This is a genomic window from Geodermatophilus sp. URMC 64, assembly GCF_053502555.1.
This window is the reverse complement of the sequence record NZ_CP199955.1, coordinates 4,573,782-4,596,222: the sequence shown is the minus strand read 5'-3', so window position 1 is coordinate 4,596,222 and position 22,441 is coordinate 4,573,782. Positions and strand designations below refer to the sequence as shown.

19 protein-coding genes and 1 pseudogene are annotated in these 22,441 nt (G+C 70.3%); 10 read left to right on the top strand and 10 right to left on the bottom strand.

The features are described 5' to 3' along the window. Window positions 1–89: 89 nt before the first annotated feature. On the top strand, window positions 90–497 hold the full coding sequence (locus ACWIYF_RS22400; RefSeq protein ID WP_448625026.1) for a nitroreductase/quinone reductase family protein: 408 nt from the start codon (window positions 90–92) through the stop codon (window positions 495–497). Between the two features lie 294 nt (window positions 498–791). Here the strand turns inward: ACWIYF_RS22400 and ACWIYF_RS22395 are convergent, their stop codons facing one another. Beyond that, window positions 792–1,385 carry an NUDIX hydrolase gene (locus ACWIYF_RS22395; protein ID WP_448628789.1) on the bottom strand — a complete coding sequence of 198 codons (594 nt, stop codon included), beginning with the start codon at window positions 1,383–1,385 and terminating at the stop codon, window positions 792–794. A gap of 341 nt (window positions 1,386–1,726) precedes the next feature. Between ACWIYF_RS22395 and ACWIYF_RS22390 the strand changes: the two genes are divergently transcribed. Together ACWIYF_RS22390 and npdG are read left to right on the top strand one after the other, a co-directional pair. Then, window positions 1,727–1,876, top strand: a complete 150-nt coding sequence (locus ACWIYF_RS22390; protein WP_448625025.1) for a hypothetical protein — start codon at window positions 1,727–1,729, stop codon at window positions 1,874–1,876. Between the two features lie 60 nt (window positions 1,877–1,936). Then, window positions 1,937–2,662, top strand: coding sequence for an NADPH-dependent F420 reductase (npdG, locus tag ACWIYF_RS22385; protein WP_448625024.1), 726 nt, complete (start codon window positions 1,937–1,939; stop codon window positions 2,660–2,662). A gap of 383 nt (window positions 2,663–3,045) precedes the next feature. Here the strand turns inward: npdG and ACWIYF_RS22380 are convergent, their stop codons facing one another. The 4 genes and pseudogenes from ACWIYF_RS22380 to ACWIYF_RS22365 all read right to left on the bottom strand — a co-directional run bounded on the left by ACWIYF_RS22380 (window position 3,046) and on the right by ACWIYF_RS22365 (window position 5,589). Beyond that, on the bottom strand, window positions 3,046–3,384 hold the full coding sequence (locus ACWIYF_RS22380; RefSeq protein WP_448625023.1) for a hypothetical protein: 339 nt from the start codon (window positions 3,382–3,384) through the stop codon (window positions 3,046–3,048). Then, window positions 3,381–3,578 carry a (2Fe-2S)-binding protein gene (locus ACWIYF_RS22375; protein ID WP_448625022.1) on the bottom strand — a complete coding sequence of 66 codons (198 nt, stop codon included), beginning with the start codon at window positions 3,576–3,578 and terminating at the stop codon, window positions 3,381–3,383. Before ACWIYF_RS22375 ends, ACWIYF_RS22380 begins: the two co-directional genes overlap by 4 nt. 618 nt (window positions 3,579–4,196) lie before the next feature. Then, complete coding sequence (locus ACWIYF_RS22370) at window positions 4,197–4,769, bottom strand: LOG family protein (protein WP_448628788.1); 573 nt, start codon at window positions 4,767–4,769, stop codon at window positions 4,197–4,199. Between the two features lie 127 nt (window positions 4,770–4,896). Continuing rightward, window positions 4,897–5,589 (bottom strand): annotated as a pseudogene (locus ACWIYF_RS22365) (hypothetical protein). Window positions 5,590–6,341: 752 nt separating this feature from the next. On the opposite strand from ACWIYF_RS22365, the gene ACWIYF_RS22360 reads away from it, so the two are divergent. Both ACWIYF_RS22360 and ACWIYF_RS22355 read left to right on the top strand, forming a co-directional pair. Further along, the gene (locus ACWIYF_RS22360; RefSeq protein WP_448625021.1) at window positions 6,342–7,334 is read left to right on the top strand and encodes an AMP-binding protein; all 993 of its coding nucleotides are present in this window, start codon (window positions 6,342–6,344) and stop codon (window positions 7,332–7,334) included. Then, complete coding sequence (locus ACWIYF_RS22355) at window positions 7,319–8,341, top strand: AMP-binding enzyme (protein ID WP_448625020.1); 1,023 nt, start codon at window positions 7,319–7,321, stop codon at window positions 8,339–8,341. The genes ACWIYF_RS22360 and ACWIYF_RS22355 overlap by 16 nt, the downstream gene beginning before the upstream one ends. Before the next feature lie 702 nt (window positions 8,342–9,043). Here ACWIYF_RS22355 and ACWIYF_RS22350 read toward each other — a convergent pair. After that, the gene (locus tag ACWIYF_RS22350; RefSeq protein ID WP_448625019.1) at window positions 9,044–10,369 is read right to left on the bottom strand and encodes a bifunctional 3,4-dihydroxy-2-butanone-4-phosphate synthase/GTP cyclohydrolase II; all 1,326 of its coding nucleotides are present in this window, start codon (window positions 10,367–10,369) and stop codon (window positions 9,044–9,046) included. A gap of 538 nt (window positions 10,370–10,907) precedes the next feature. On the opposite strand from ACWIYF_RS22350, the gene ACWIYF_RS22345 reads away from it, so the two are divergent. From ACWIYF_RS22345 to ACWIYF_RS22325, 5 genes are all read left to right on the top strand, one after another. Beyond that, window positions 10,908–12,275, top strand: coding sequence for an LLM class flavin-dependent oxidoreductase (locus ACWIYF_RS22345; RefSeq protein WP_448625018.1), 1,368 nt, complete (start codon window positions 10,908–10,910; stop codon window positions 12,273–12,275). Between the two features lie 655 nt (window positions 12,276–12,930). Then, window positions 12,931–13,401 (top strand): nuclear transport factor 2 family protein, encoded by a 471-nt coding sequence (locus ACWIYF_RS22340; RefSeq protein WP_448625017.1) that lies wholly within the window; start codon window positions 12,931–12,933, stop codon window positions 13,399–13,401. A gap of 6 nt (window positions 13,402–13,407) precedes the next feature. Further along, the gene (locus ACWIYF_RS22335; RefSeq protein ID WP_448625016.1) at window positions 13,408–14,640 is read left to right on the top strand and encodes an acyl-CoA dehydrogenase family protein; all 1,233 of its coding nucleotides are present in this window, start codon (window positions 13,408–13,410) and stop codon (window positions 14,638–14,640) included. Then, window positions 14,637–15,773 (top strand): acyl-CoA dehydrogenase family protein, encoded by a 1,137-nt coding sequence (locus tag ACWIYF_RS22330; protein ID WP_448625015.1) that lies wholly within the window; start codon window positions 14,637–14,639, stop codon window positions 15,771–15,773. Before ACWIYF_RS22335 ends, ACWIYF_RS22330 begins: the two co-directional genes overlap by 4 nt. Then, window positions 15,770–16,669: a dihydrodipicolinate synthase family protein gene (locus tag ACWIYF_RS22325; protein WP_448625014.1), complete on the top strand. Its 900-nt coding sequence runs from the start codon at window positions 15,770–15,772 to the stop codon at window positions 16,667–16,669. Before ACWIYF_RS22330 ends, ACWIYF_RS22325 begins: the two co-directional genes overlap by 4 nt. Before the next feature lie 301 nt (window positions 16,670–16,970). On the opposite strand, the gene ACWIYF_RS22320 is transcribed toward ACWIYF_RS22325, so the two are convergent. From ACWIYF_RS22320 to ACWIYF_RS22305, 4 genes are all read right to left on the bottom strand, one after another. Then, complete coding sequence (locus ACWIYF_RS22320) at window positions 16,971–18,119, bottom strand: thiolase family protein (protein WP_448625013.1); 1,149 nt, start codon at window positions 18,117–18,119, stop codon at window positions 16,971–16,973. 294 nt (window positions 18,120–18,413) lie between these two features. After that, window positions 18,414–19,349 (bottom strand): acyl-CoA dehydrogenase family protein, encoded by a 936-nt coding sequence (locus ACWIYF_RS22315; RefSeq protein ID WP_448625012.1) that lies wholly within the window; start codon window positions 19,347–19,349, stop codon window positions 18,414–18,416. Window position 19,350: 1 nt separating this feature from the next. Next, window positions 19,351–20,493 (bottom strand): acyl-CoA dehydrogenase family protein, encoded by a 1,143-nt coding sequence (locus ACWIYF_RS22310; protein WP_448625011.1) that lies wholly within the window; start codon window positions 20,491–20,493, stop codon window positions 19,351–19,353. Window positions 20,494–20,959: 466 nt separating this feature from the next. Further along, window positions 20,960–22,168 (bottom strand): flavin reductase, encoded by a 1,209-nt coding sequence (locus ACWIYF_RS22305; protein WP_448625010.1) that lies wholly within the window; start codon window positions 22,166–22,168, stop codon window positions 20,960–20,962. Window positions 22,169–22,441 lie beyond the last annotated feature (273 nt).

Below are 22,441 nucleotides of genomic sequence, written 5' to 3'. Positions count from 1 at the left end.
GTCCATGCGGGTCGTGAGCACCGGGGTCTTGGCAGTTGGGTCAGCGCAGGTGCAACCGGCCGCCGTCGACCCGAGGACAGGTGATGGACATGAAGGAGCAGGACCGCCGGGTCATCGAGCGCTATCGGGCCGGGGCCGCCGGTTTAGGCAGCCTCATCTCCCGCGACGAGATGCTGTTGTTGACCACCGTCGGACGGCGAACGGGTGAGCGCCGGACAGTTCCCCTGCGGTGCCACGCCGAGGACGACAGGCTACTGGTTGTCGCCTCCAGCCGCGGTGCCGCTCGTGACCCCGACTGGCTCTTGAACATCCTCGCGCAGCCTGGGGTCACGGTCGAGTACGCAGACGAAACGTTCGGCGCCCGGGCCGCGCCGCTCTTCGGCGCTGAGCGCGATCGGGTGTGGGTCATGCTCAAGGATCGGTACCCCGTCTATGCGGAGTACGAGGCCATGACGGCCCGGCTGATCCCGGTCGTCGCCCTGGTCCGGTACAGCTGAGTGCCTGGGCGCAGGCCGGCTGACGACGGCGATTCCGAGGAGGGCGTCTGCGTTCTCTGCGGGTCGTTGCCCCGGTTCGACCGCCCGGCTGTGCTGACCACGAACAGTTGCCTGGGTGGGGTCGGGCGGGCGGCAGCACGCTGTTGCACGAGGACCTGCGGGTTCGGAAACACGCAGGCGGCGCCAAGGCCCCCCGGACCGGATCGGCATCGTCCGCCGCACGTCGTCGCAGCCCTCTGGGTGACCGGTACCCCCGAGACCGGCTGACGCGACCGCGTCGCTCCAGCCTCGGGCTCAGCTCCAGGCGAACACCGGCTGCTCGTAGCCGGCCACCCGCTGCACCTCGCCACGGCAGGCGATCCGGCAGAACTGGTGGATGATCGCTGCCGTCGGGGCATGCACGTACCGGCCGAACAGCGGCAGTTGGATCACCGGGGCGTCGGACTCCGGGATCGAGATGAACCGCGGCTCGACGTCGAGGTCGGCCAGCGGCACCTGGTGCACCTCGGCGACCTCCGCCTCGGCGGGCGTGAGCTCGCCCACCTCACCGGCCCAGCAGACGACCGGCGTCATGACGTAGCCCGACCGTGTGACGTAGTCGTCGAGCACACCGAGGACGGCGTCCGCGCCGATCTCCAGGCCGACCTCTTCCTGTGTCTCGCGGAGCGCCCCCTCGACCGCGGTCTCGCCGGGGTTGAGCCGACCGCCCGGCAGGGCCCACTGCCCGGCGTGGCCGCGCAGCCGGGCCGCCCGGCGGGTGAGCAGGAGGGAGGGTGCCCCCTCGTGCATGGTGACGCAGAGCGCCACCGCTGCCTGCTTGAGCTCCGGCCGTTCGGCGGCGATCCGCGAGAAATCGGCAAGATGACGAGATGTGGTGCAGCGATTCATGATCACGAATTCAGTATACGGAATCTCGCGAGCCGTCGGAAGATGCGAGTAACCACGGGCCGGAAATCTGCGGCAGCGACCTGCATGCCGGGGTGGGTGCCGGTCGTCCTCGGGCACGAGTTCGGCCGGCATGTCGACGACGGCAGCGTCGTCGCCGTGCAGCCGCACGGGGTTGGCGCATCCGGCCCTAGTTGCGTCCGGGGGAGGACCGAGCACCTGTGCCCGACCAGCGCGGCGCGTTCCACGGTGGCACGATCGGCGGCGGACCGACCGACGAGTGGGGGCGCTGCTGACGACGACGTCGGAGAGGCCCGCGAATTCACCAAGGCTCGAGTGAGCGGATGTCCACGCTCGGGGCGGACTCGAAGACCCTCTCCTCCAACAACGTCGCGATGGTGCCGCGTCACCCGCCGGGCGGCTGCGGCGCCTGGCCCCGACCCGGCGCGCTGCAGGTGACGGCGACGCTCCGTGGGAAGCGCCACGCCGCCTAGTCCAGAATCGTCGGCGAGGCATTGCTTGACGTCCAAAGGGTGTCCTGATTGTATGAGGGGGTGACCGCCGCTGCTGCCGCTCCTCGTGCCCGCGAATTGCCCGACGTCAGCTCCCTCACCGTCGGCGTTCTGGGTGGCACCGGGCCACAGGGCCGCGGGCTGGCCGTCCGGCTGGCCGCCGCCGGGCAGCGGGTTCTTCTCGGCTCCCGGGACGCCGGACGCTGCGAGGGCGTCGCGGCCGAGGTGGCGGAGCGCGCATCGTCCGTGGCCGCGGGCGGGGGCGAGGTGTCCGTGTACGGCGGGTCGAACACCGACGTCGCCGGTGCGGCGGATCTGGTGATAGTCGCCGTCCCCTTTGGCGGGCACGCCGCCACGCTGGCCGACCTGACGGCACCGCTGGCCGGCAAGATCGTGGTCGATTGCGTCGTGCCCATGGGCTTCGACGAGCAGGGCGCCTACGTCATCGACGTGCCGCAGGGCTCGGTCGCCCAACAGGCGGCCGCGTTGCTGCCTGATTCGAGGGTGGTCGGCGCGTTCCACCACCTGTCGGCGGTGCTGCTGGAGGACTTGTCCGAGCCGGCCCTGGACGGGGACGTGCTGGTCGTCGGTGACGACCGCGACGCCACTGACACCGTGCAGGCACTCGCCGGGCGGCTGCCGGGCCTGCGCGGGATCTACGCGGGCCGGCTGCGCAACGCCCGGCAGGTCGAGGCGCTGACCATCAACCTCGTGTCGGTGAACCGTCGGTACAAGGTGCACGCCGGCATCCGGGTGACCGACGTCTGAACCGGCAGACGAGGAGGACGCACGTGGCCTCGTCGAAGGACACACCGAGGCCGGGGTCGCGACCGTCTCGCCGAACCGGCACCGTTCTGCTCGGGGCGAGGCACCACGCAGCTCGGGGTCGGGTGGCGGGGGAGCGACGTGTTGCGCACAGCCTTGTTGAGACCGGTCACGGCTGATGATCGACACCGGTGGCTCGACCCGGCGCCGTGCTGGCCGGGCCCTCGTTGGTGACGTGCCTGCTCATGGCCGGTCGTCCCGTCGGCGCCGAGCGGGCGCTGGCCGGGCGATCGACGACGTGGTCGCGCCGGACGAGCTCGACGCGCGGGCGCGGCGGCGCTCGCCGCCGAGAGGGACGACCGACCGGCGGAGGCGCTGGCCGGAGGTCAGGCATCTGACGGCGGCCGAAATTCCCGAACCTCGGTCTCCTGGCCGACGAAGAAGGTCGGGTAGATCTCGAGCCCGCTGCGCTCCATCCACCCCGGTAGCTCGGCCGGCATGGATCTCATCAGCCGCTCGGCGTGACCGACGCTCGGCAGCTCCAGCACGGTCATGACGTCGTCCGGGTCGTCGGCGCCCCGGTAGATCCAGCGCCGGGTGACGCCGAGACGGGCCAGCGCGGGCTCATATCGGTCCACCTCCGCCTTCCATCGCGTGTAGTCGCTCACGGGATGGATCGTGACCAGGTACACCATCGTGGGATCACCCTCCTCGCCCCTGCTCACGGCGCCACCCGGACCCGGCCTCGCGCTCGCGGACCATGCCCTTCCTCGAGCAAGGTCCGGATGTGCGCCACGCACCGTCCGCAGTCCCTGCTTGCGCCACAGGCCTCGGCAACCTGCCGGACGGTTCTGGCGCCGTCGGCGATGACCTGCCGTACGGTCACGCTGCTCACGGCCTCGCAGATGCAGACGTACACAGCAGCCGCCTCCGTCACCTTCGCAGCCGCGGAACCCGAGTGCGCGGACGTGCGTGCCGGTCTATAAGGCTCCGCGAACGATGTGCGCGACGAAGAGGATACCGAAAGGCTCGCAGCTGCGCACGCGGGCCTCGGTAAGGGCCCCTTCCTCGGTCAGCCGCTCCAGCGCGGTCTGAACGACAGTCCTGGGCATCCGCCCGAGCGCGCGGCCTCGCGGCGGTCGGGCCGGAGTCCACGACGACCTCGTCGACCAGCCGCCCCTGGGCGACCAGCACGTCGACGCCACCGCGAACGACCAGTCCGACCGTGGGTTCCTCGTCGAGCGCCGGGACGATCACCGACGTCGTGGTGGGCGCGCTTGCGTTCTCGGCCGTGAACGGTGCGCCGAACGTGCGCCGGCGTGCCAGTCCGCGACGTCCGCGCGCACCATCCTCCCTTCGCGCCTCGGATCCACGGCATCCGCCGGGTAGCTGGCCGACCGCCAGGCAGAGCGACCCGGTCTCCCTCATCTTGGGTGCGGACACTGCTTGAGTCGGGGCATTCGAGCGGCGCCTCGGCGTCGAGGGTTCGGACGCGCCGGTCGACGTTCGCTGTTCAGCAGCCTCCGCCCTGCGTGAGTCACTCGTGACCGGGTGACCTCCGTCTGCGCCCAGGGTGCTCGTAGGTGCCGATGAACGCCAGCAGCCGAGCGGCGTTGCTGACCACGCCGAGGGCACCCAGGAAGCGGTCCTCGAGGTAGCCGTCCTCCGACAGCAGCCGTAGTTGGGCGAGCAGAGGCCGCCAGCAACCGTCCACGTCCAGCAGAGCTGTCGGCTTGGCGTGCAGGCCCAGCATCCCCGACGACCAGACGTCGAAGAACTCAGCAAGGGTGCCGGCGCCGCCGGGCAGTACCAGGAACGCATCGGCGAGGTCGGCCATGCGGACCCTGCGCTCGTGCAGCGACATGACGATCTCGATCTCCGACAGCCGCGGATGGGCCAGCTCGTCGTCCACGAGTTCCTGCGGTATCACGCCGATGACCTCGCCGTCGGCAGACAACGCGGCGTCGGACAAGCTGCCCATCAGGCCGACGTGCCCACCGCCGTAGACGATCCCGACACCGGCACGGGCAAGTCCGGTTCCGAGGTCCGCGGCCGCCTGGCAGTGCGATGGCGGGCCGGTCCGAGACCCCGCGAAGACGGCAACGCGCATGGGCCATCGTGCCTGTGGCTGGCGGGAGTCAACGGCGCAGGGAGCGGCTGGCATGCCGAGAGTCAGTCTGTCCCGCGCCGGGTCCGAGGGAGGCTGACGTAGCCGACATTCGGGTACGGCCGGCGGTTCAGGCCCGGGTAGCTGGTGCTGGGCGCAGCGCGTGCTGCTCGGCGATGAAGCCCCGGATCGCCGGGTAGATCTCGGCCTCCCAGCGGGACCCGGCGAAGACGCCGTAGTGCCCGACGCCGTCCTGCAGGTGGTGGCGCTTGCGCTCCGGCGGGATCCCGGTGCACAGCCGGTGTGCCGCCTCCGTCTGCCCGGGCGAGCACATGTCGTCCTGGGCACCCTCGACGGTGAGCAGTCCGGTGTCTCGGACGGTGGATGGGTCCACGGGCTGCCCACGCCAGGAGAAGACCCCGCGAGGGAGGTCGTGCTCCATGAAGACCCGCTGCAGGGTCTCCAGCTAGAACTCCGCGGGCACGTCCATGACTGCGCCGTACTCGTCGTAGAAGTCCCGGACGGTGGTCGCCGTCTGCACGTCGCCGGAGACCAGCGCCCGGTAGAGCTTCGCGTGGGCGTCGAGATGCCGGCGCGGGTTCAGCGACATGAAGCCGGTCAGCTGGGCGACCCCGGGGTAGACCCGCCGCCCCGCACCGGCGTAGCGGTCGGGGACCCGTGAGATGAGGAGCCTCTCGTACAGAGACAGCGGATGGCGGTGGGCCCTCTTGTTGATCCGGTTCCGGTTGACTCGCGTGTCGATCGGCCCGGCGATGAGCGTGAGGCTGCGCGGCGCGGCGGCGTCGCCGGCGGCCGCGAGCACGGCCACAGCGGCAAGGACGAGCGGCGCCGGCTGGCAGACCGCCAGCACGTGGCTGTCGGGTCCGAGCTGCCGGAGGGCGTCGATGACATGGTCGATGTACTCGTCGAGCCCGAACCGGCCCTCGTCGAGCGGGATGTCGCGGGCGTTGTGCCAGTCGAGGACGTGGACGTCGTGGTCGGCCAGCAGGGTGCGGACCGTGGGCCGAGCAGCGTGGCGAAGTGTCCAGAGATGGGCCCGACGAGCAGGACCCGTGGCTGGCCGCTGACCGATGGTTTGGCGAAGTGCAGCAGGGTGGCGAACGGTGTCGACAGCACGGGCGTCACGTCGACCGCGGCCACCCCGCCCTCGACAGCCACCGAGTCGATGCCCCAGTCCGGGCGGACGTGAGTGGGCTGAGAGGCGGCCACGATCTGACAGGCGGCTCTGAGCCGGCGGGAAGCCGTCAGGCCGGCCACCGGCGCAGGTAACCCTTCCAGGGTGCGGCCGAGGAACTGCGTCGTGGCCCGGCTGGGAGCGGTGAGCCGCCGCTGCCATTCGTACGCGGTGTAGAGCATCCGCCTGCCTCTCGTCATGTGGACCGTGCCACGCCCAGTGCAGGCTAAGGGACCCCGAGCGCGAGAGCGCGCCGAGACGGCGGACCGGTACGAGAAGTGTGTACCGTTTGCGTCCGGCGGTCCTCGCGAGCTGAGTCCGCGAGAGCCCTTGGCGGAAATGCATGAGCCGTGCGGTGCCCTCATCCCCGAGGAGAGTCGATGACCCTTGCCGGCGACGATGCCGTCCGGTCCGTGCCGCCGGTCACCTGGCTGCCGAGCCCTGGTGATGTCGAGTCCAGCAGGGTCGGCGAGTTCCTCCGCTGGTTGCAGCGGGAGCGTGGCCTGTCGTTCGACGGCTACGACTCCCTGTGGCGCTGGTCGGTCGAGGAGCTCGAGGACTTCTGGGCCTCGGTGTGGCAGTTCTTCGCCGTGCCCGCGACCGTCCCGTACTCGGCCGTCCTCGGGGACCGGGGGATGCCCGCGCGCTGGTTTCCCGGCGCGCGGCTGAACTACGCCCAGGCCGTGCTCGACCGCGCTCCCAGGGACCGGCCCGCGATCGTCGCCGTCGCCGAGGACCTGGTGCCCCACCACATCACGCGGGACGACCTGCGCGGCCGTGTGGGCGCGCTGGCCGCCGCGCTCCGCGAGCTCGGGGTCGGCCCCGGCGACCGGGTCGCCGGCTACCTGCCCAACATCCCCGAGGCGGTGGTGGCGCTGCTGGCCACGGCCAGCATCGGCGCGGTGTGGACCTCGTGCGCCCCGGACTTCGGGCTGCGCAGCGTCGTCGACCGTCTGGCGCAGGTGGAGCCCGTGGTGCTCATCGCGGTGGACGGCTACCGGTGGGCGGGCAAGGCGCACGATCGGCGCGAGGTGGTCGCGCAGCTCCGCAGCGAGCTGCCCACCGTCCGCGCCGTCATCGTGGTGCAGTCGCTCGACCCCAACGGCGAACTCCCGGCAATCCCGGGTGCACTGCGGTACGCGGACCTGGTGGCCGCGCCCAGGGAGCCAGTGTTCGAGCAGGTCGAGTTCGGCTCGCCGTTGTGGGTCCTGTTCACCTCCGGGACGACGGGCCTGCCCAAGGGGATCGTGCACAGCCACGGCGGCATCGTCGTGGAACACCTCAAGGCGCTGGGCCTCTGCCTGGACCTGCGCGCCGAGGACACGTTCCTCTTCCCGAGCTCGACCAGCTGGATGGCGTGTGGAACTTCCTGATCGGGGGCCTGCTGCACGGCTGCACCGTCGTGCTCTACGACGGGAGCCCCGCCCATCCCTCCGTCGACGCCCTCTGGCGGCTGGCGGCGCGCACGGGCGCGACCGTGCTGGGCATGGGATCGGCGTACGTGACCGGATGTGCCAGAGCCGGCGTGACGCTGCCGCCGGACGGCGCGCTGCGCGTCCGCACCGTGATCCCGACCGGGGCACCGCTGCCAATCGACGGCTGGCGCTGGCTGGGCGAGCAGCTGCCCCCGCGCGTGCGGATCGACAGCGTCTGCGGGGGAACCGACGTCTGCACGGCCTTTTTCGGCGGCAGCCCGCTGCTGCCGGTGTGGCAGGGGGAGATCTCCGCCCGTTGGCTCGGTGTGGCCACGGCCGCCTACGACCCGGACGGACGCTCGGTCGTCGACGAGGTCGGCGAGTTCGTCGTCACCGCGCCGATGCCCTCCATGCCGATCGGCCTGTGGAACGACCCGGACGGGAGCCGGTACCGGTCGTCCTACTTCGAGACCTACGACGGCGTCTGGCGGCAGGGTGACTGGGTCACCGTCACGCGCCGGGGCAGCGTGGTGGTGTCCGGCCGCTCCGACGCCACGCTCAACCGCGGGGGCGTGCGGCTGGGCTCGGCCGAGATCTACGGCGTCGTCGAGTCCCTGCCGGAGGTCAGCGACAGTCTGGTCGTCGGCGTCGAGCTCCCCAACGGCGGCTACGCGATGCCGCTGTTCGTCGTTCCTGCCGCCGGCGTGGAGCTCGACGCCGTGCTGCGCGACCGGATCGCCGCGGCTCTGCGGAGCCAGCTGTCCCCGCGGCACGTCCCGGACGAGATCGTGGCCGTCCCGGCGGTGCCCCGGACCCTCACCGGCAAGAAGCTCGAGGTCCCGGTCAAGCGCCTGCTCCAGGGAGCGCCGATCGACCGCGTGGTGTCCGCCGACGCGGTCGACCGTCCCGACGTGCTGCCCTGGTTCGCCCGCCGGGCGACGGCCGCCACCCGGCGCGACAGCTGACAGCCGGGTCGGCGGCACCATCGAGAACGATGTCGATCCCGACGGGATGGCATATCGTCGGGGCGGCGTCCGGTCCAGGACGTAGGACCCCGGGGCGGGTTCCATGGGTGGGTGATCGGCGGAGCCGGTGCCGGCCGGTGCGGGCCGGTCGTCGCCGGAGCGTTCGAGGACCCAGTCGGCCCAGGCCTCCCACCACGTCCCGGTTCGCTGCTCCACCGTCCGGCGCCAGTGCTCCGGGTCCGTCCCCGGTTCGCCGCCGATGGCGTAGCTGGCCTTCGGGTTGCCGGGTGGGTTGACCAGGCTGGCCACGTGACCGGCGTTGCTCAGCACGAAAGTGCTCGGCCCGCCAGCCAGCTGCGTCGTCCGGTAGCAGCCGGTCCAGGGGGTGAGGTGGTCGTTCAGCGCGCCGGTGACGAAGAGCGGCACGTCGATCCGGTCCAAGCTGACCGGCGTGCCGATCACCTCTAGGGCGCCGGTGGCCAGGCTGTTGGACCGGAAGACGTCGAGGAACTCGGAGTGCAGCGCGGCCGGCAGGTTGGTGCCGTCGGCGTTCCAGGCCAGGATGTCGAGCTGCGGTGAGGGCACGGCCAATCCCCGGCGGTCCGCTGCCGACGAGCACCCACGACCAGTTCCTCCACGGCACCTACCGACCCGACACCGTGCCCTCATCCGTTGTGCGGCTCGCCGCGCGTCCCCATCTCCTCAGCCGCTGCTTCGTCCGGCCGAGAGGCCGCTGGCGGCCGGCATATCCCAGGCATCGCCGAAACCCGCTGGGCTGCTCGAGGGCTGAGTCTGCGGCTCGCGGATGTCGAGCAGATGGCCCATGCGGTCGCGCTTGGTGCGCAAGTAGGTGACGTTGTGCTCGGTGACGTGGCTGGGCAGCGGCACCCGGCCGACGATCTTCAGTCCGTAGCCCTCCAGCCCGGCGTGTTTGGCCGGGTTGTTGGTGAGCAGCCGCATGGTGTGCACGCCGAGGTCGACCAGGATCTGCGCGCCGGTGCCGTAGTCGCGGGCGTCGGCGGGCAGGCCGAGGTCGAGGTTGGCGTCGACGGTGTCCGCACCGGCGTCCTGCAGCTGGTAGGCCTGCAGCTTGTGCAGCAGGCCGATGCCGCGGCCCTCGTGCCCGCGGATGTAGAGGACGATGCCGCGGCCCTCCTGCGCGACCGCGGCGAGGGCGGCCTGCAGCTGCGGGCCGCAGTCGCAGCGCAGCGAGCCGAAGACATCGCCGGTGAGGCACTCGGAGTGCACGCGCACCAGCACGTCCTCGCCGTCGCCGATGTCGCCCGCGACGAACGCGACGTGCTCGCGGTCGTCGTAGGCTCCGCGGTAGCCGACCGCGGTGAACGTGCCCGGCGCCAGGGGCACCGTCGCCTCGGCGACGCGCTCGACCAGCTTGTCGAACCGCTTGCGGTAGGCGATCAGGTCGGCGATCGAGATGAGGCACAGGTCGTGCTCGTCGGCGAACACCCGCAGCTCGTCGCCGCGGGCCATGCCGGTGGGATCCTTCTCGCTGACGATCTCGCAGAGCACTCCGGTCGGCTTCAGCCCGGCGAGCACCGCCAGGTCGACGGCGGCCTCGGTGTGGCCGGGCCGGCGCAGGACGCCGCCGTCCTTGGCCCGCAGCGGCACGATGTGGCCAGGGCGGGACAGATCGGTGGACGTGGTGTCCGCGGCGGCGAGCAGGCGGATCGTGCGCGCCCGGTCCTTGGCGGAGATGCCGGTGCTGACGCCCTCGCGAGCGTCGACGGTGACGGTGTAGGCGGTGCCGCGGCGGTCCTGGTTGACCCGGAACATCGGCGGCAGGTCCAGCCGGTCGGCGTCGGCCTCCGTGACCGGCACGCAGATGTAGCCGGAGGTGTAGCGCACCATGAAGGCCACCAGCTCCGGAGTGGCGAGCTCGGCGGCGAAGACGAGGTCCCCCTCGTTCTCGCGGTCCTCGTCGTCCACCACGACGACCGCGCGGCCGGCCTTGATCGCGGCGATGGCGTCCTCGACGCCGTCCAGCCGCACCCGGTCCGCGCGACTCATCGGCGTGCCCCAGCAGCCGCTCCACGTGTGGGGACCACGTCCACCTCCAGATCGACCGTTGTCCCGAGAGCACCTCTCGACACCACGTCCACGACGAACCATGGCCGCCGTGCATTGCTGCACGGACGGCGAACGTCGGCCGGCGATCACACGGTCGTGCAGTGCGACCGACCGGCTGTGGCGTCACGGAGATGGCCGGAAGCTGCCCCGCCGTACGCAGTATAGGATACCTATTTCCGGTAGTCCACTCACAAGGTGGATCCGCTGGACAACATCAGACCAGGACGAGGCGCGGCATGCGCCGCGGGACGTGCGGCCCCACTCTCTGCGAGACGATGTCCGACGCGGGTGGACTGGCGGACGGCCCGAGCCGCCATTGCCCGGTGACCAAAACAGTATCCTCAAGTCTTGACGTCGGCCGATGCCGGGCTGGAGGATGACTGCTGGGAAGGCGGGGCGTCCGTACGCGGATGCCGAGTCGAGGAACGGGCGACCGGAGCGTCGAGGGTCCGCTCGTCGAGCATCAGAGAGGTCTTGAATGTCGCGCCGACTGCAATTCCACATCTTCACGATGGATTCGGTTTCTCACATCTATCACGGGATGTGGCGACACCCGGAGACCAAGAGCCTGGCTCGCCACGACCTGGACACCTGGGTCGAGCTGGCGATGATCGCCGAGCGCGGGTGCATGGACTCGATCTTCATCGCCGACGTCGCGGGCCTGCAGGGCGACTATCGCGGCGGCTGGGACATCTTTCCTGAGCGCGGCATCCACATTCCGATCGGCGACCCCGCGACACTCCTGCCGGCGATGATGCATGCCACGGAGAACATCGGGTTCGTCTACACCAGCTCCATCATCCAGTACCCGCCGTTCACTTTTGCGCGGAAGGCCTCCACGCTCGACCACCTCTCGAACGGTCGTCTGGGCTGGAACGTCGTGACCAGCGCCACCGAGAACGCCTACCGCAACGTAGGGTTCGACCAGATCCTGGAGCACGACGAGCGCTACGAGTGGGCCGAGGAGTACCTCGAGGTCGTCTACAAGTTGTGGGAAGGGTCCTGGGAGGACGACGCCGTCCTCGCCGATGTCAAGCGCGGGATCTTCGCCGACTCCAAGAAGATCCACAAGATTCATCACAAGGGCCGTCGGTACAGCGTCGAGGGGCCGCATCTGGTAGAGCCGTCCCCTCAGCGGACTCCCTTGCTGTTCCAGGCCGGGGCGTCGCCGGCGGGCCGCAACTTCGCCGCCCGCCACGCCGAGGGTGTGTTCCTCATGGTCGACACGCCGCGCGACGTCCCAGCGGTCGTGCGGGACGTTCGCGAGCGCGTGAAGGCGGCCGGTAGGTCACCCGAGGACGTGGTGTTCCTCCAGGGCATGAGCCTGGTCGTCGGCTCCACCGAGGAGGAGGCGCAGCGCAAGGCCGCGGAGCTCGACGAGTACATCGACATCGAGGCCTCCGCGGCGATGCGAGGTGGGGCGCTCGGGATCGACCTGGCAACCCTGGATCCGCAGACTCCGGTGACCGAGGTCCTCGAGCGAGCTCCGGGCCTCCGCGGCAACCTGCAGCTGTGGATCGAGAACGAGCCCAACGGTGATCAGCTGACGGTGGCCGACCTCGGGCGGTTCTTCGCGCAGAAGTCGCGCATCGTCGGCACCCCGGAGTCCATCGCGGACCACATGCAGGAGTGGGCCGACGCCGGGATCGACGGCTTCAGCTTCATCCAGATGATCACGCCTGGCACCTTCGCCGACTTCGTCGACCACGTCGCCCCGGAGCTCCAGCGGCGGGGGATGATGCAACGGGAGTACAGCCCCGGCACCCTACGCGAGAAGCTCTTCCCAGGGCGAGGGCCGTACCTGCCCGAACATCACCACGGCCGCTCCTTCCGGCATCTCGGCTGACCGGGCACCTCTCCCGCTGGGTCACGGGCACGGTGGTGTCTGCACAGGGGAGGGGCAGGAGCCGGTCCGTTCGTTCCCACCCCGCCGACAGCGACGCCCGCATGAGGTGAGCCGGAATGTCGCGGGCGCCGTCCGATCCGGGATCGCTGGCGGGGCAGCGAGCGCCATGGATCGGGTTGTGGCCGTAGAGAATTAAGGATACTCTGAAGCGGCTGGTCGAACGGAGCGAGGTGCCGGATGGAATGTGGCTGCCTCCGTTCCGTGGCCGCACGCATGAGCGGTCGCCGGGGCGTGTCGGCCGGCCGTGACTCGCGTCCTGTCGGTGCTCCGGCCCGGCCCAGCGGGTGCTCGGGGGACGTCCGCCGACGGACGGTGACCGGTGCCCAGGGGTGGACGGGGTCTCCGCTCCCGACCTCGTCGTGAACTGGCGACGATCGGGGCTGGGCGGCCGGACGCCGCGCCATCCCGTACCCGGTCGCCGTCCACCCGCTCCAGTCCACTGCCTCATGGGGCGACGTGCTGGACGTCGCCATTCCGCACCTCGAAGTGCTCCACGGACGAACGAACCCGCCGCTGCTGGCCTGATCGCCCTGCCGGAGATGACGCCACATACGCGAGCACCCCTGCTCCGCATGCTGCCGATGGAGGCCTCACCATGACGATCAGCACGGCCGACCGGGTCGAGCTGCACGAGCTCGCCGCCCGGTACTGCGACATCCTCGATGCCTGCGACTGGCCGAGTCTCACGTCCGTCTTCGTGGGCGACGCGACGTTCGACTTCCGTGACATCGGCTTCGGGGTGGCCGAGGGGGTGGAGGCCATCCGCGACCAACTGGTGGGTTTCGGTGGCCATGTGGCGGCACACCTGATCGCCAACGTCTGGGTGGCAGACGACGGACCGGTCCGCTTGCACAGCAGGGTGCTGACCATCCTCCCCGACAAGCGGGTCGGGTCGGGAAGCTACGTGGACGACGTCGTCCGGACGCAAGACGGCTGGCGCATCCAGCGACGGGTCTTCACCCGAGGCGCGCGGACAACGCGAGTCTGCAGTGACGGGGACGGCGACGACAGGGACACCGGCTGCAGTGGCTACCGCGGGGCCGGTGCAGGCGACGTGGAGGGGTGATCCGAGATGAGTGAGAACCGTGACCACCTGGCCGCCTTCCGCGCGGACGTGCGCGCCTGGGCCGCTCGACACGTGCCGTCCGATTGGGAGCACGAGCTGCACCACGCCGACGGGCCGGCGCTGTTGGAGTTCGAGCGCCGGTGGCTCAAGCAGCTGCGTGCCGGCGGGTACGCCGCGCCGCACTGGAGCCGCGAGCACGGCGGGGGCGGCTTCTCCCTGGCCGAACAGGTGGTGATCTTCGAGGAGCTGAGCCGGGCCAACGCGCCACGCCTCAACTCCTTCGACGTGGCGTTGAACCACGTCTACGCCACTCTGGTAGAGGGGGGCAGCCCGGACCAGCAGGCCCGGTTCTTCCCCGCCATCCTGGGTGGGCAGACGTGGTGCCAGGGTTTCTCCGAGCCGGAAGCGGGGTCAGACCTGGCCTCGCTGCGGACGCGGGCTGTCCGCTCAGGGGACCACTTCGTGGTGAACGGTCAGAAGGTCTGGTCCTCCGGTGCCGACAGGTCCGACTACTGCTTGCTGCTGGCGCGGACCGATCCCGATGCGCCCAAGCGGCGGGGACTGAGCCTCCTCCTCGTGGACTTGCAGTCTCCGGGAGTAGAGGTCAGACCCATCAAGCAGTCGACGGGGCAAGCTGAGTTCGCCGAGATCTTCCTCACCGACGTGGTGGTTCCGGCAGAGAACCTCGTGGGGGAGGAGAACGACGGCTGGGCGATCGCCCAGGCCACCCTCAGCGCCGAGCGGGGCCCGGCGGTGTTGGAGCTGGTCGAGCGCATGAACCAGGCAGCGGAACTCCTGGTGGAGTTGGCCGCGGAGACACCACTGGCCGGTGGGTGGGCCGTGGATGACGTAGCGGTCCGGGAGGCCCTGGCCGACTTCGGTACGCGGGTGCAGATCCTGCGACTGCTCTGTCGAAAGGTGCTCACCGATCTCGTGAGCAGAGGCGGGACAGGGCCCGAGGCCTCCTTGATCAAGGTCTACTACAGCGAGTTGCTGCAGGACCTCATGAGATTCGGTGTCGACCTGAAGGGGCCGGCAGGTCAACATCGCGGCGACAAGCCGTCGAGTGCCGGCTACTCGGCGTCGGGTCTGTGGATGCTGGACTACCTGGGGTCGTGGAGCTGGACGATCGGCGGCGGCACCAACGAGATCCAGCGCACGGTCATCGCCGAACGAGTGCTCGGCCTGCCGCGCGAGCCGCGTCCGGCCGATGCGACGACCGGGAGGAGCGCCCGATGAGTGAGGAACTCCTCCTCGACCAGGAAGAACTGCGCCGTGAAGCCCGGATGATGCTGCTCGACCTGGCGGGACCGGATGCTCTGCGCGACCGCATCGGTCGCGAGGAGCACGGATACGACCCGCTGTGGCCCCGGCTGGTCGAGGTCGGCTGGACCGGGATCGACGTACCCGAGGAGGCCGGCGGAGGCGGTGCCTCGTTCGCGGACCTCGCCGTCGTGCTGGGAGAGCTCGGCCGCAGCCTCGCCCCGGGGCGGCTCTTCGCCTCCGCGGTGCTGGCCGCCGGTGCGCTGATCCGCAGCGGAACGCCCCAGCTCTGGGAGCGTTGGCTCGGCCCGCTGGCCGACGGCAGCCGCCGCGGCACCGCCGCGTTGTCCGACCGCGACGGCGGCATCGTGGCAGCAGGATTCAGCGCCCGCCGCGACGGCGACGACTGGATCGTCGACGGGACGAGCGGTTACGTGCCGGACGCCCATGGCGCCGACCTGGTGGTGCTCCGCGCCACCACTGACGACGGTGAGCTGCTGGCGATCGTCGACGGCGAGGCGGCGGGCCTGGAGATTACGCCGACACCCATGCTGGACCTGACCCGTTCCTTCGACGAGGTCACTGCCCGCGGCCTCGTGGTTCCCGCAGACGCCGTCCTCGCCGCCGGGGAGGCCGGCACGGCGGAGGTGACCGCCCTTCTGCAGCGAGCCTCCGTCGGGGTGGCGGTGGACAGCCTGGGCATCGCGGGGGAGGTGCTCGCCCGCACCGTTGACTACGTCAAGACGCGGGTCCAGTTCGATCGCCCGATCGGCTCCTTCCAAGTGATCAAACACAGGTGCGCGGACATGCTCATGCAGGTGCAGACAGCGGAGCTGGTCGTGTCCGACGCCTTGCAGTTCCTCGACGGCCCCGAGGCAGCGGTGGCCGCCGCCCGGGCCAAGTCCTACGTCGCCGACGTCGCCGCCGCGGTGGCAGCCGACAGCGTGCAGCTGCACGGAGGGATCGGGATGACGTGGGAGCACGACGCCCACCTGTTCCTCAAACGAGCGGTCCTGAACCAGACCCTCTTCGGCGACTCCCGCTGGCACCGCCGGCGTCTCGCGGACCTGACCCTGCCAGGCGGTGACTCCTCGCGAGGTCCGTCGTGAGCATCGCCCTGGAAGCGGGTGTCTGGGCCGTCGTGCCCACGCCCTTCCACGGGCCGGGACGTGACGTCGATGAACGCAGTCTCGAGCGGCTGGTCCAGCACTATGAGCACGTCGGCGTCAGCGGGCTCACCGTTCTCGGCGTGTTCGGTGAGGCCGCCCAGCTGTCGTCCGCCGAGCGCCGGAACGTGTTGACGACGGTGGCCGGCGCTTGCGGCCTGCCCCTGGTGGTCGGCGCGACCTCGCTGAGCACCGCGCCGGTTGTCGAAGAGATCCTGGCGGCCCGCGACACCGTGGGCGACCGGATGACCTCGGCGATGGTGCAGGTCAATTCGCCGCAGCCGGCTCCGCTGGCGACTCATCTGCAGGCGGTGTACCGGGCCACCGGTGTGCCGCTGGTGGTGCAGGACTACCCGTTGGTCAGCGGTGTCTCGATCCCCACTGCGAACCTTACCTCGGCGCTGACCGACCTGGCCTGCGTGGCTGCGGTCAAGGCCGAGTCTCCCCCAACCCCGCCGGCGATCGCCGTGCTGAGCGCGCTGCTGGACCGTCCGGTGTTCGGAGGGCTGGGTGGCATCGGTCTGCTCGACGAACTCGCCGCGGGCTCGGCCGGGGCCATGACCGGCTTCTCGTTTCCCGAGGCGCTCGTCGCCTGCGTGTCCGCGTTCCGCTCCGAGGGCCAGGATGCGGCCCGCGCCGCCTTCCTGCCATACCTGCCGCTGGTCAACTTCGAGCAGCAGGCCAAGATCGCGCTGGCCGTACGGAAGGAGTGCCTACGGAGCCGTGGTCTCATCCACGACTCCGCGGTTCGACCTCCGGCGGAGGTCTTCCCGGAGGCGCTGCGACGGCAGTTGGAGTGGCACCTCGCGGCCGTGGCGCCCCTGGTGGGCCTGAGCTGATGGATCTCGGTCCGGCGGGACGCTGGGCCGTCGGACCGCGGTGAGGACCGGTCCCCGCGCCTTGCCCGGAGGATCGTCGAAGGCGTGAGGGGGACGGCAGGGCAGGCTCGACCGGTGGAGGCAGCGCTGGCGATGCGGCGGCTCTTGCTCGCGCGTCACGGTCGCGGTCGCGACGCACTGCGGGGCTCGGACGATGCTCACACCCGCCGACGGGGGACCCGGCTCGCTGGCCGGGAGGCACGACGTGCCGGTGACGTGGTGACCACCGGTGGGTCTTTCGGACACGCGCGCGAAGCCAGGATCACAGGAGCTCCAGGATCGTCGCGTTGGCCTGGCCGCCGCCCTCACACATGGTCTGCAGGCCGTAACGGATGCCGTTGTCACGCATGTGGTGCACAAGGGTCGTCATGATCCGGGCTCCGGAAGCCCCCAGCGGGTGCCCGAGGGCGATCGCGCCGCCGTTGGGGTTGAGCGTTTTGGGATCCGCGCCGAATTCAGCCATCCAGGCCAGCGGTACCGGCGCGAAGGCCTCGTTCACCTCGAACGCGCCGATGTCGTCCACCGAGAGGCCGGACCTGGTGAGCGCCTTCTGCGTCGCCGGGATCGGCGCAGTGAGCATGATCACGGGATCGGCGCCGGCGAGCACGGCGGTGTGCACGCGGGCGATCGGGGTCAGGCCCAGTTCCCGGGCCTTCTCGCTGGTGGTCATCAGCAGGGCCGCCGCACCGTCGGAGATCTGCGAAGAGTTGCCGGCGGTGATGATCCCGCCGTCAGGTCGGAAGGCCGGCTTCAAGCCCGCCAGGATCTCCGTCGTCGTCCCACGGCGGACTCCCTCGTCGGCCGAGACGACCGATCCGTCGGGCTGCGTCACCGGGGCGATCTGGCCGACGAACCGTTCCTCGTCCTGAGCGGCGGCAGCCCGTTCGTGACTGGTCGCGGCGTATGCGTCGCACTGGGACCTCGACAGACCCCACTGCTCGGCGACCATCTCCGCACCGATTCCCTGGTTCGGGGCGCTTCCGCCGTATCGGCCGAGGAAGGTCTCCGAGTACGGGCTGCCGTTCACCAGCGAGGACGCCATGGGCATCCGGCTCATCGACTCCACCCCGCCGGCGACGGCCACGTCGTAGTGCCCAGCGATCAGACCAGCGGCAGCGAAGTGGACCGACTGCTGACCGGAGCCACACTGCCGGTCCACCGTCACACCGGTGACCGTCTCGGGCCAGCCCGCGGTGAGCACCGCGGTTCGCGCGATGTCGAAGGTCTGCTCATCCACCTGGGAGACGCACCCCCACACGACGTCGTCGACCAGTGAGGGATCCAGGTTCGCGCGCTCGACCAGTGCATCGAGCACGTGAGCCGACAGGTCCGCCGGGTGTACTCCCGCCAGTCCGCCCTTCCGCCTCCCGACGGGCGACCTGACTGCTTCCACGATCACTGCGTCACGCACTGTGGACTCCTTCCGTCAGGGACCGCCCATGGGCGGCTATGCAAAATCAGGTCGCTCTTTCCGGACCGGATCGGTCGGCCGGCATCAGAACGGGCTGTGGCTGCCAGCGCCGTGCCGCCCTACATCCTGGAAGGACGCAGAAGCTCGTCGGCGGCGGTCAAGCACCGCGGCGATCAGACCGACCGTGGGGAGCACCGGGCGTGTCCGACGACAATCGGTCTGCTGTCCGCGGGCACGGGTGGCGGACGACCGCCGGGCGGTGCGCCGTCGACGGCCGAGCACCGACGTCGCCGCTCAGCTCGGCCCGCTCCGGGCTCCCTGCACCGCCGGCAGTGCTTCCACGGCCGCCTGGAAGACCGTTCGGGCATGAGCGCCGACACCGCCGAGTTCGCCCCGGAGGGCGCGGATGCGAAGCGTCCACAGGTGCAGGTCTGTCTCGTAGATGAGCCCCCGTGCGCCCATGACCTGGTGGGTGTCGATGAGCAGCCGGGATGCGTGGTTGGTCGCCGTGGTCGCCGCGATCCCTGCGAGCAGGGCAGGCGCCCCGTGGTACGCCGCCTCACGCACCAGCCAACGAACGGTCTCGACCGCCACCGTGCATTCCGCGAGGCGGTGCTGAATGGCCTGGAAGGACCCGATCGCCCGACCGAACTGCTTGCGCTCACGAGCGAAGGCGAGGGTCAGGTCCAGCGCCGCACTGGCGCACCCGACGATCTCCGCCGAGAGTGCGAGCTGCCACCTGCGCCGCAGCGCGGGCCCCGCGCCCGGCAGGGTTCGGAGAGGTCGATCGAACCTCAGGCGGGCCATGGGGAAACTCGTGCGCACATGTGCGGCTTCCGCCGTGAAGCCCTGCTGATCGAAGACCTGCACGTCGTCCCCGTCCAGGGCGAGGACCACATCGGCGTCCGCCCCGAAACGCACGAGCGGCTCGTCGACGTGCTCGGCCAGTCCGACGACGAGCGGCGGTTGGTCGAGCACGACCGGCGCCACCAGGAGACGCTGCGAGACCGGCGCGAATGCGGCGGCGTATGCAGCGGCCTCTGAGATGAGGACGGCGTCGAGGGGCGACACGTCGAGGAGAGCCTCGTCCCGCAGGGCGCCCAGCAGGTCCCTGTCGGACTGCCCTGCGCCGGCGAGCGCGCGTGCGCGGTCGCCACCGGCCCGCTTCTGGAACACCTCGTCGGAGCGACGCACGAGATCGGCTTGCTTGCCGGTCAACGAGAAGTCCATGTCAGCGACCTCCAGGCAGAGCGAGTGCACGTGCGATCAGATTGAGTTGGATCTCGTAGGTTCCGGAGCTGACGCCGACCATCATCGAGTCCTTGAACTGCAGGTCTGCCGCGGTCCGGATGACCAGGCCTTCGGTGCCCATGATGCGGTTGATGCACTCTGCGACCTCGCGCTCCGCCCAGGCCAGGGCGATGCGCGTGATGCTGGGAGTCGCACCGGACTGCGCGCCGCGCGCCTGCTCGTCGACGGTGCGGTACACGAGGATCCGGGCGGCGTGAGCGGCCGCGTAGGCCCGCCCGAGGAGCTCCTGTGTGGCCGAGTCGTCAAGCCTCGAACGCTCAGCGGCCCACGCGATTGTCTGATCCAGGCGCACGAGCTGATGGGCGTACCGGAGGCGACCGGTTCGCTCGTTGGCCAGGGCCTCACGGACGATTTCCCAGCCGGCGTTCTCGGCGCCCAGCCGGTTGCTGCTGGGCACCCGGACGTTGTCGAAGACGAGTTCGTGGAAGTAGTAGTCACCGATCAACGCCGGAATGCTCCGGATCTGCAGGCCCGGTGTGTCGAGCGGGACCAGGAGGATCGTGATCCCCTTGTGCTTGGGTGCGTCGGGGTCCGTGCGCGCCAGCAGGATGCACCACTCAGCGGTGTTCGCCCAGGAGGTCCAGATCTTGCGGCCGCGGACCACGTAGTCGTCGCCGTCGAGGACGGCCTCGGTCTGCAGCGAGGCGAGGTCCGAGCCGGCCTCCGGCTCGGAGAAGCCCTGGCAGTAGACGATGTCACCGGCCCGGATGCGGCGGAGGTGGTACTCCTTCTGCTCGGGGCTACCGTGGTTCATGATCATCGGCCCGACCCACTGCGTGTTCATGATCTGCCCGGCTCGAGGCTCGCCCCGGGCCACCAGCTCCTCGGAGAGGATCAGCTGGTCCCAGGGACCCGCCCCCGTGCCACCCCACTCCTCGGGCCACCCGGGCACCAGCAGCGACTCGCGGTTGAGCGCTGCGGCGAACTTCTTCGCATACATGCCGCGCTCGTAGCTGTCGATCTCAGGCTCGTTGACCATGAGGTCGTGGTCCAGTTCCCGGTCGAGGAACGTCTGGATCTCGCCCCGGAGAGCGGCCTGCTCGTCGCTCCAGTCGAACTCCACGTGTACTCCCTGGGCCGATTGCTGTGAGCTTCACCGGTCATGTCGACGTTGGTGGGCTATGTAAAAGAGTATACCTTGTTCCTTCAAGATAGGGATCGGTGGCCCAATCGTCAAGTCCGAATCTGTCGATCGCCGCGCTGCTGCTGACAGCCCCGGTACGGCGTCTGGGTGGGCAGCTTTCCCCCAATCACATGTTGCTGACCGGCCGCTCAGTCAGCGTGTGTTTTCGAGCCGGACCGGCGTTGGCGGAGCCGGCCGCCCCATAGCGGGCGCCCATGCGGTTGCGGGAGGACGGTGGTGTGTCGGGGCTTCTGTCCTGCCGTGTAGCTCTTCGGCGCCCCGGGCACGACCGAAGTCCGAATCCGGGCCCCCGGCTACGAGGCCCCGTCAGCATCGAGCTCCTCGCCGTCCCGACCCCCGACGGACCGGAGTCGGGCCTGACCGACCGGCCTCGGCGCTAGGGCAGCTAGGGGTTCAAGACCGTCCGCCCCTTACCAGGCCGTACTCCGCCGATCGCCTCCGTCGCCGCGTCGGTCGCAGCCAGCAGGTGAGTGCTGTACCGATCGACATCCTCCCTCGTCGACTGCGGAGGCAGGCCGTACACGGTCAGGGTGAGAACGACCTGACCGTTCGCGTCGAACACCGGTGCGGTCAGGTTGCGGACGTCATAGCTCTCGCCAGGTTCCAGATCGCCCGGTTCGTACTTGCCCGCTAGCCGGTCGACGAGCCCGCGGGCGGCTCGCTTCGCGTTCGGATCGACAGGAGCCGCCGGCGTCCGGGCAACGGCGGCCTCCAGCACCCGATGCTCCTCGTTGCCGAGGCCGAGCGACCATCCCCGCTGACGGACACGCTCCAGTTGTGTACGGAGCTCCGCTCGCCGAGCGCCCTCGGGGTGGTCGAGCTTGCTGATCCACCGCTCCGCGGCGTCCTCAGGGGCCCAGGCCACCCAGATGGCGTTGAGCGGGGGGACGAAGGGGATGCGCTGGCCGATCCTCGAGGGGCCCACCCCGTGCCGTGACTGTCCTGCGCTCCCGAGGATGACTATCTCGTCCTCCACGACGGCTGCGGCCAGGCACTCGACGCCGAGTTGCGCCGCGAGCTCCGCCATGTGCGGGCGGACGGCGTCGACCAGGGTGAGCTGCTCGAGGATGTCCGTCTCGGGCTGGGCCGTGAGCGACAGCTGCGCAAACCGGCCGTACCCGCCCTGGAAGAACAGAAGCGGCAGGTCCGGTCCGCCCGTGGCGAGGTGGCGGACGCGGCCGATGGCGATGTAATGGTCACCAGCTTCGTGGACCGTCTCCAATTCGCAGTCGATCCAGGCCACGACGCCGTCGATGAGCGGAGCACCGGACGGCGATGACTGCCAGGGGATGTCGCGGAACTTGTCGGGACTCCGGGCCGCGAGTGCCCGGCACACCTGTTCCTGGTCATCCGCGAGGACGTTGATGCAGAACGCGCCGGCCGAGCGGATCTTCGGGAAGCTGGACGAGCTCTTGTCCGGCAGGAACGCGACGAGTGGCGGGTCGAGCGACACGCTGGTGAAGGAGCCCACGGCCATGCCCACCGCCTGACCGTCCGGATCGACGGCGGTGACCGCGACGACTCCCGTCGGGAAGTGCCCCAGGACCTGGCGGAAGCGCTTGCTGTCGAAGCTTCCCGGCTCGGCGACGTCCATTGCGGCTCCCGGATCAGGCGGATGGACTCGGCTCGTCCTCTGGCGTGGCTCCACCGCGGCGGGACGATCGCGCGGGGAAACTGCGTCGTGAGGGACGACCCAGTGGAGGATACTGATTTCGGAAGATAGCTTCGGTGTCGCGATCGGTACCTGTCAAGTGCACGGCCGCACGCACGCTCTCGCGGGCACGTGCCTCGACCCGGTCCGCATAGTGGACGCCGGCCTCACTCTCACGAGCCGCCGGAACTCGGTGCCGAGCCTCTCCGGCCTCGC

Bases quoted from the DNA above. Each gene is read 5' to 3' on its own strand.
- ACWIYF_RS22400 (WP_448625026.1), top strand. From the start codon at position 90: ATGAAGGAGCAGGACCGCCGGGTCATCGAGCGCTATCGGGCCGGGGCC.
- ACWIYF_RS22395 (WP_448628789.1), bottom strand. From the start codon at position 1,385: ATGAATCGCTGCACCACATCTCGTCATCTTGCCGATTTCTCGCGGATC.
- ACWIYF_RS22390 (WP_448625025.1), top strand. From the start codon at position 1,727: ATGTCCACGCTCGGGGCGGACTCGAAGACCCTCTCCTCCAACAACGTC.
- ACWIYF_RS22370 (WP_448628788.1), bottom strand. From the start codon at position 4,769: ATGCGCGTTGCCGTCTTCGCGGGGTCTCGGACCGGCCCGCCATCGCAC.
- ACWIYF_RS22360 (WP_448625021.1), top strand. From the start codon at position 6,342: ATGACCCTTGCCGGCGACGATGCCGTCCGGTCCGTGCCGCCGGTCACC.
- ACWIYF_RS22350 (WP_448625019.1), bottom strand. From the start codon at position 10,369: ATGAGTCGCGCGGACCGGGTGCGGCTGGACGGCGTCGAGGACGCCATC.
- ACWIYF_RS22345 (WP_448625018.1), top strand. From the start codon at position 10,908: ATGTCGCGCCGACTGCAATTCCACATCTTCACGATGGATTCGGTTTCT.
- ACWIYF_RS22340 (WP_448625017.1), top strand. From the start codon at position 12,931: ATGACGATCAGCACGGCCGACCGGGTCGAGCTGCACGAGCTCGCCGCC.
- ACWIYF_RS22335 (WP_448625016.1), top strand. From the start codon at position 13,408: ATGAGTGAGAACCGTGACCACCTGGCCGCCTTCCGCGCGGACGTGCGC.
- ACWIYF_RS22330 (WP_448625015.1), top strand. From the start codon at position 14,637: ATGAGTGAGGAACTCCTCCTCGACCAGGAAGAACTGCGCCGTGAAGCC.
- ACWIYF_RS22315 (WP_448625012.1), bottom strand. From the start codon at position 19,349: ATGGACTTCTCGTTGACCGGCAAGCAAGCCGATCTCGTGCGTCGCTCC.
- ACWIYF_RS22305 (WP_448625010.1), bottom strand. From the start codon at position 22,168: ATGGACGTCGCCGAGCCGGGAAGCTTCGACAGCAAGCGCTTCCGCCAG.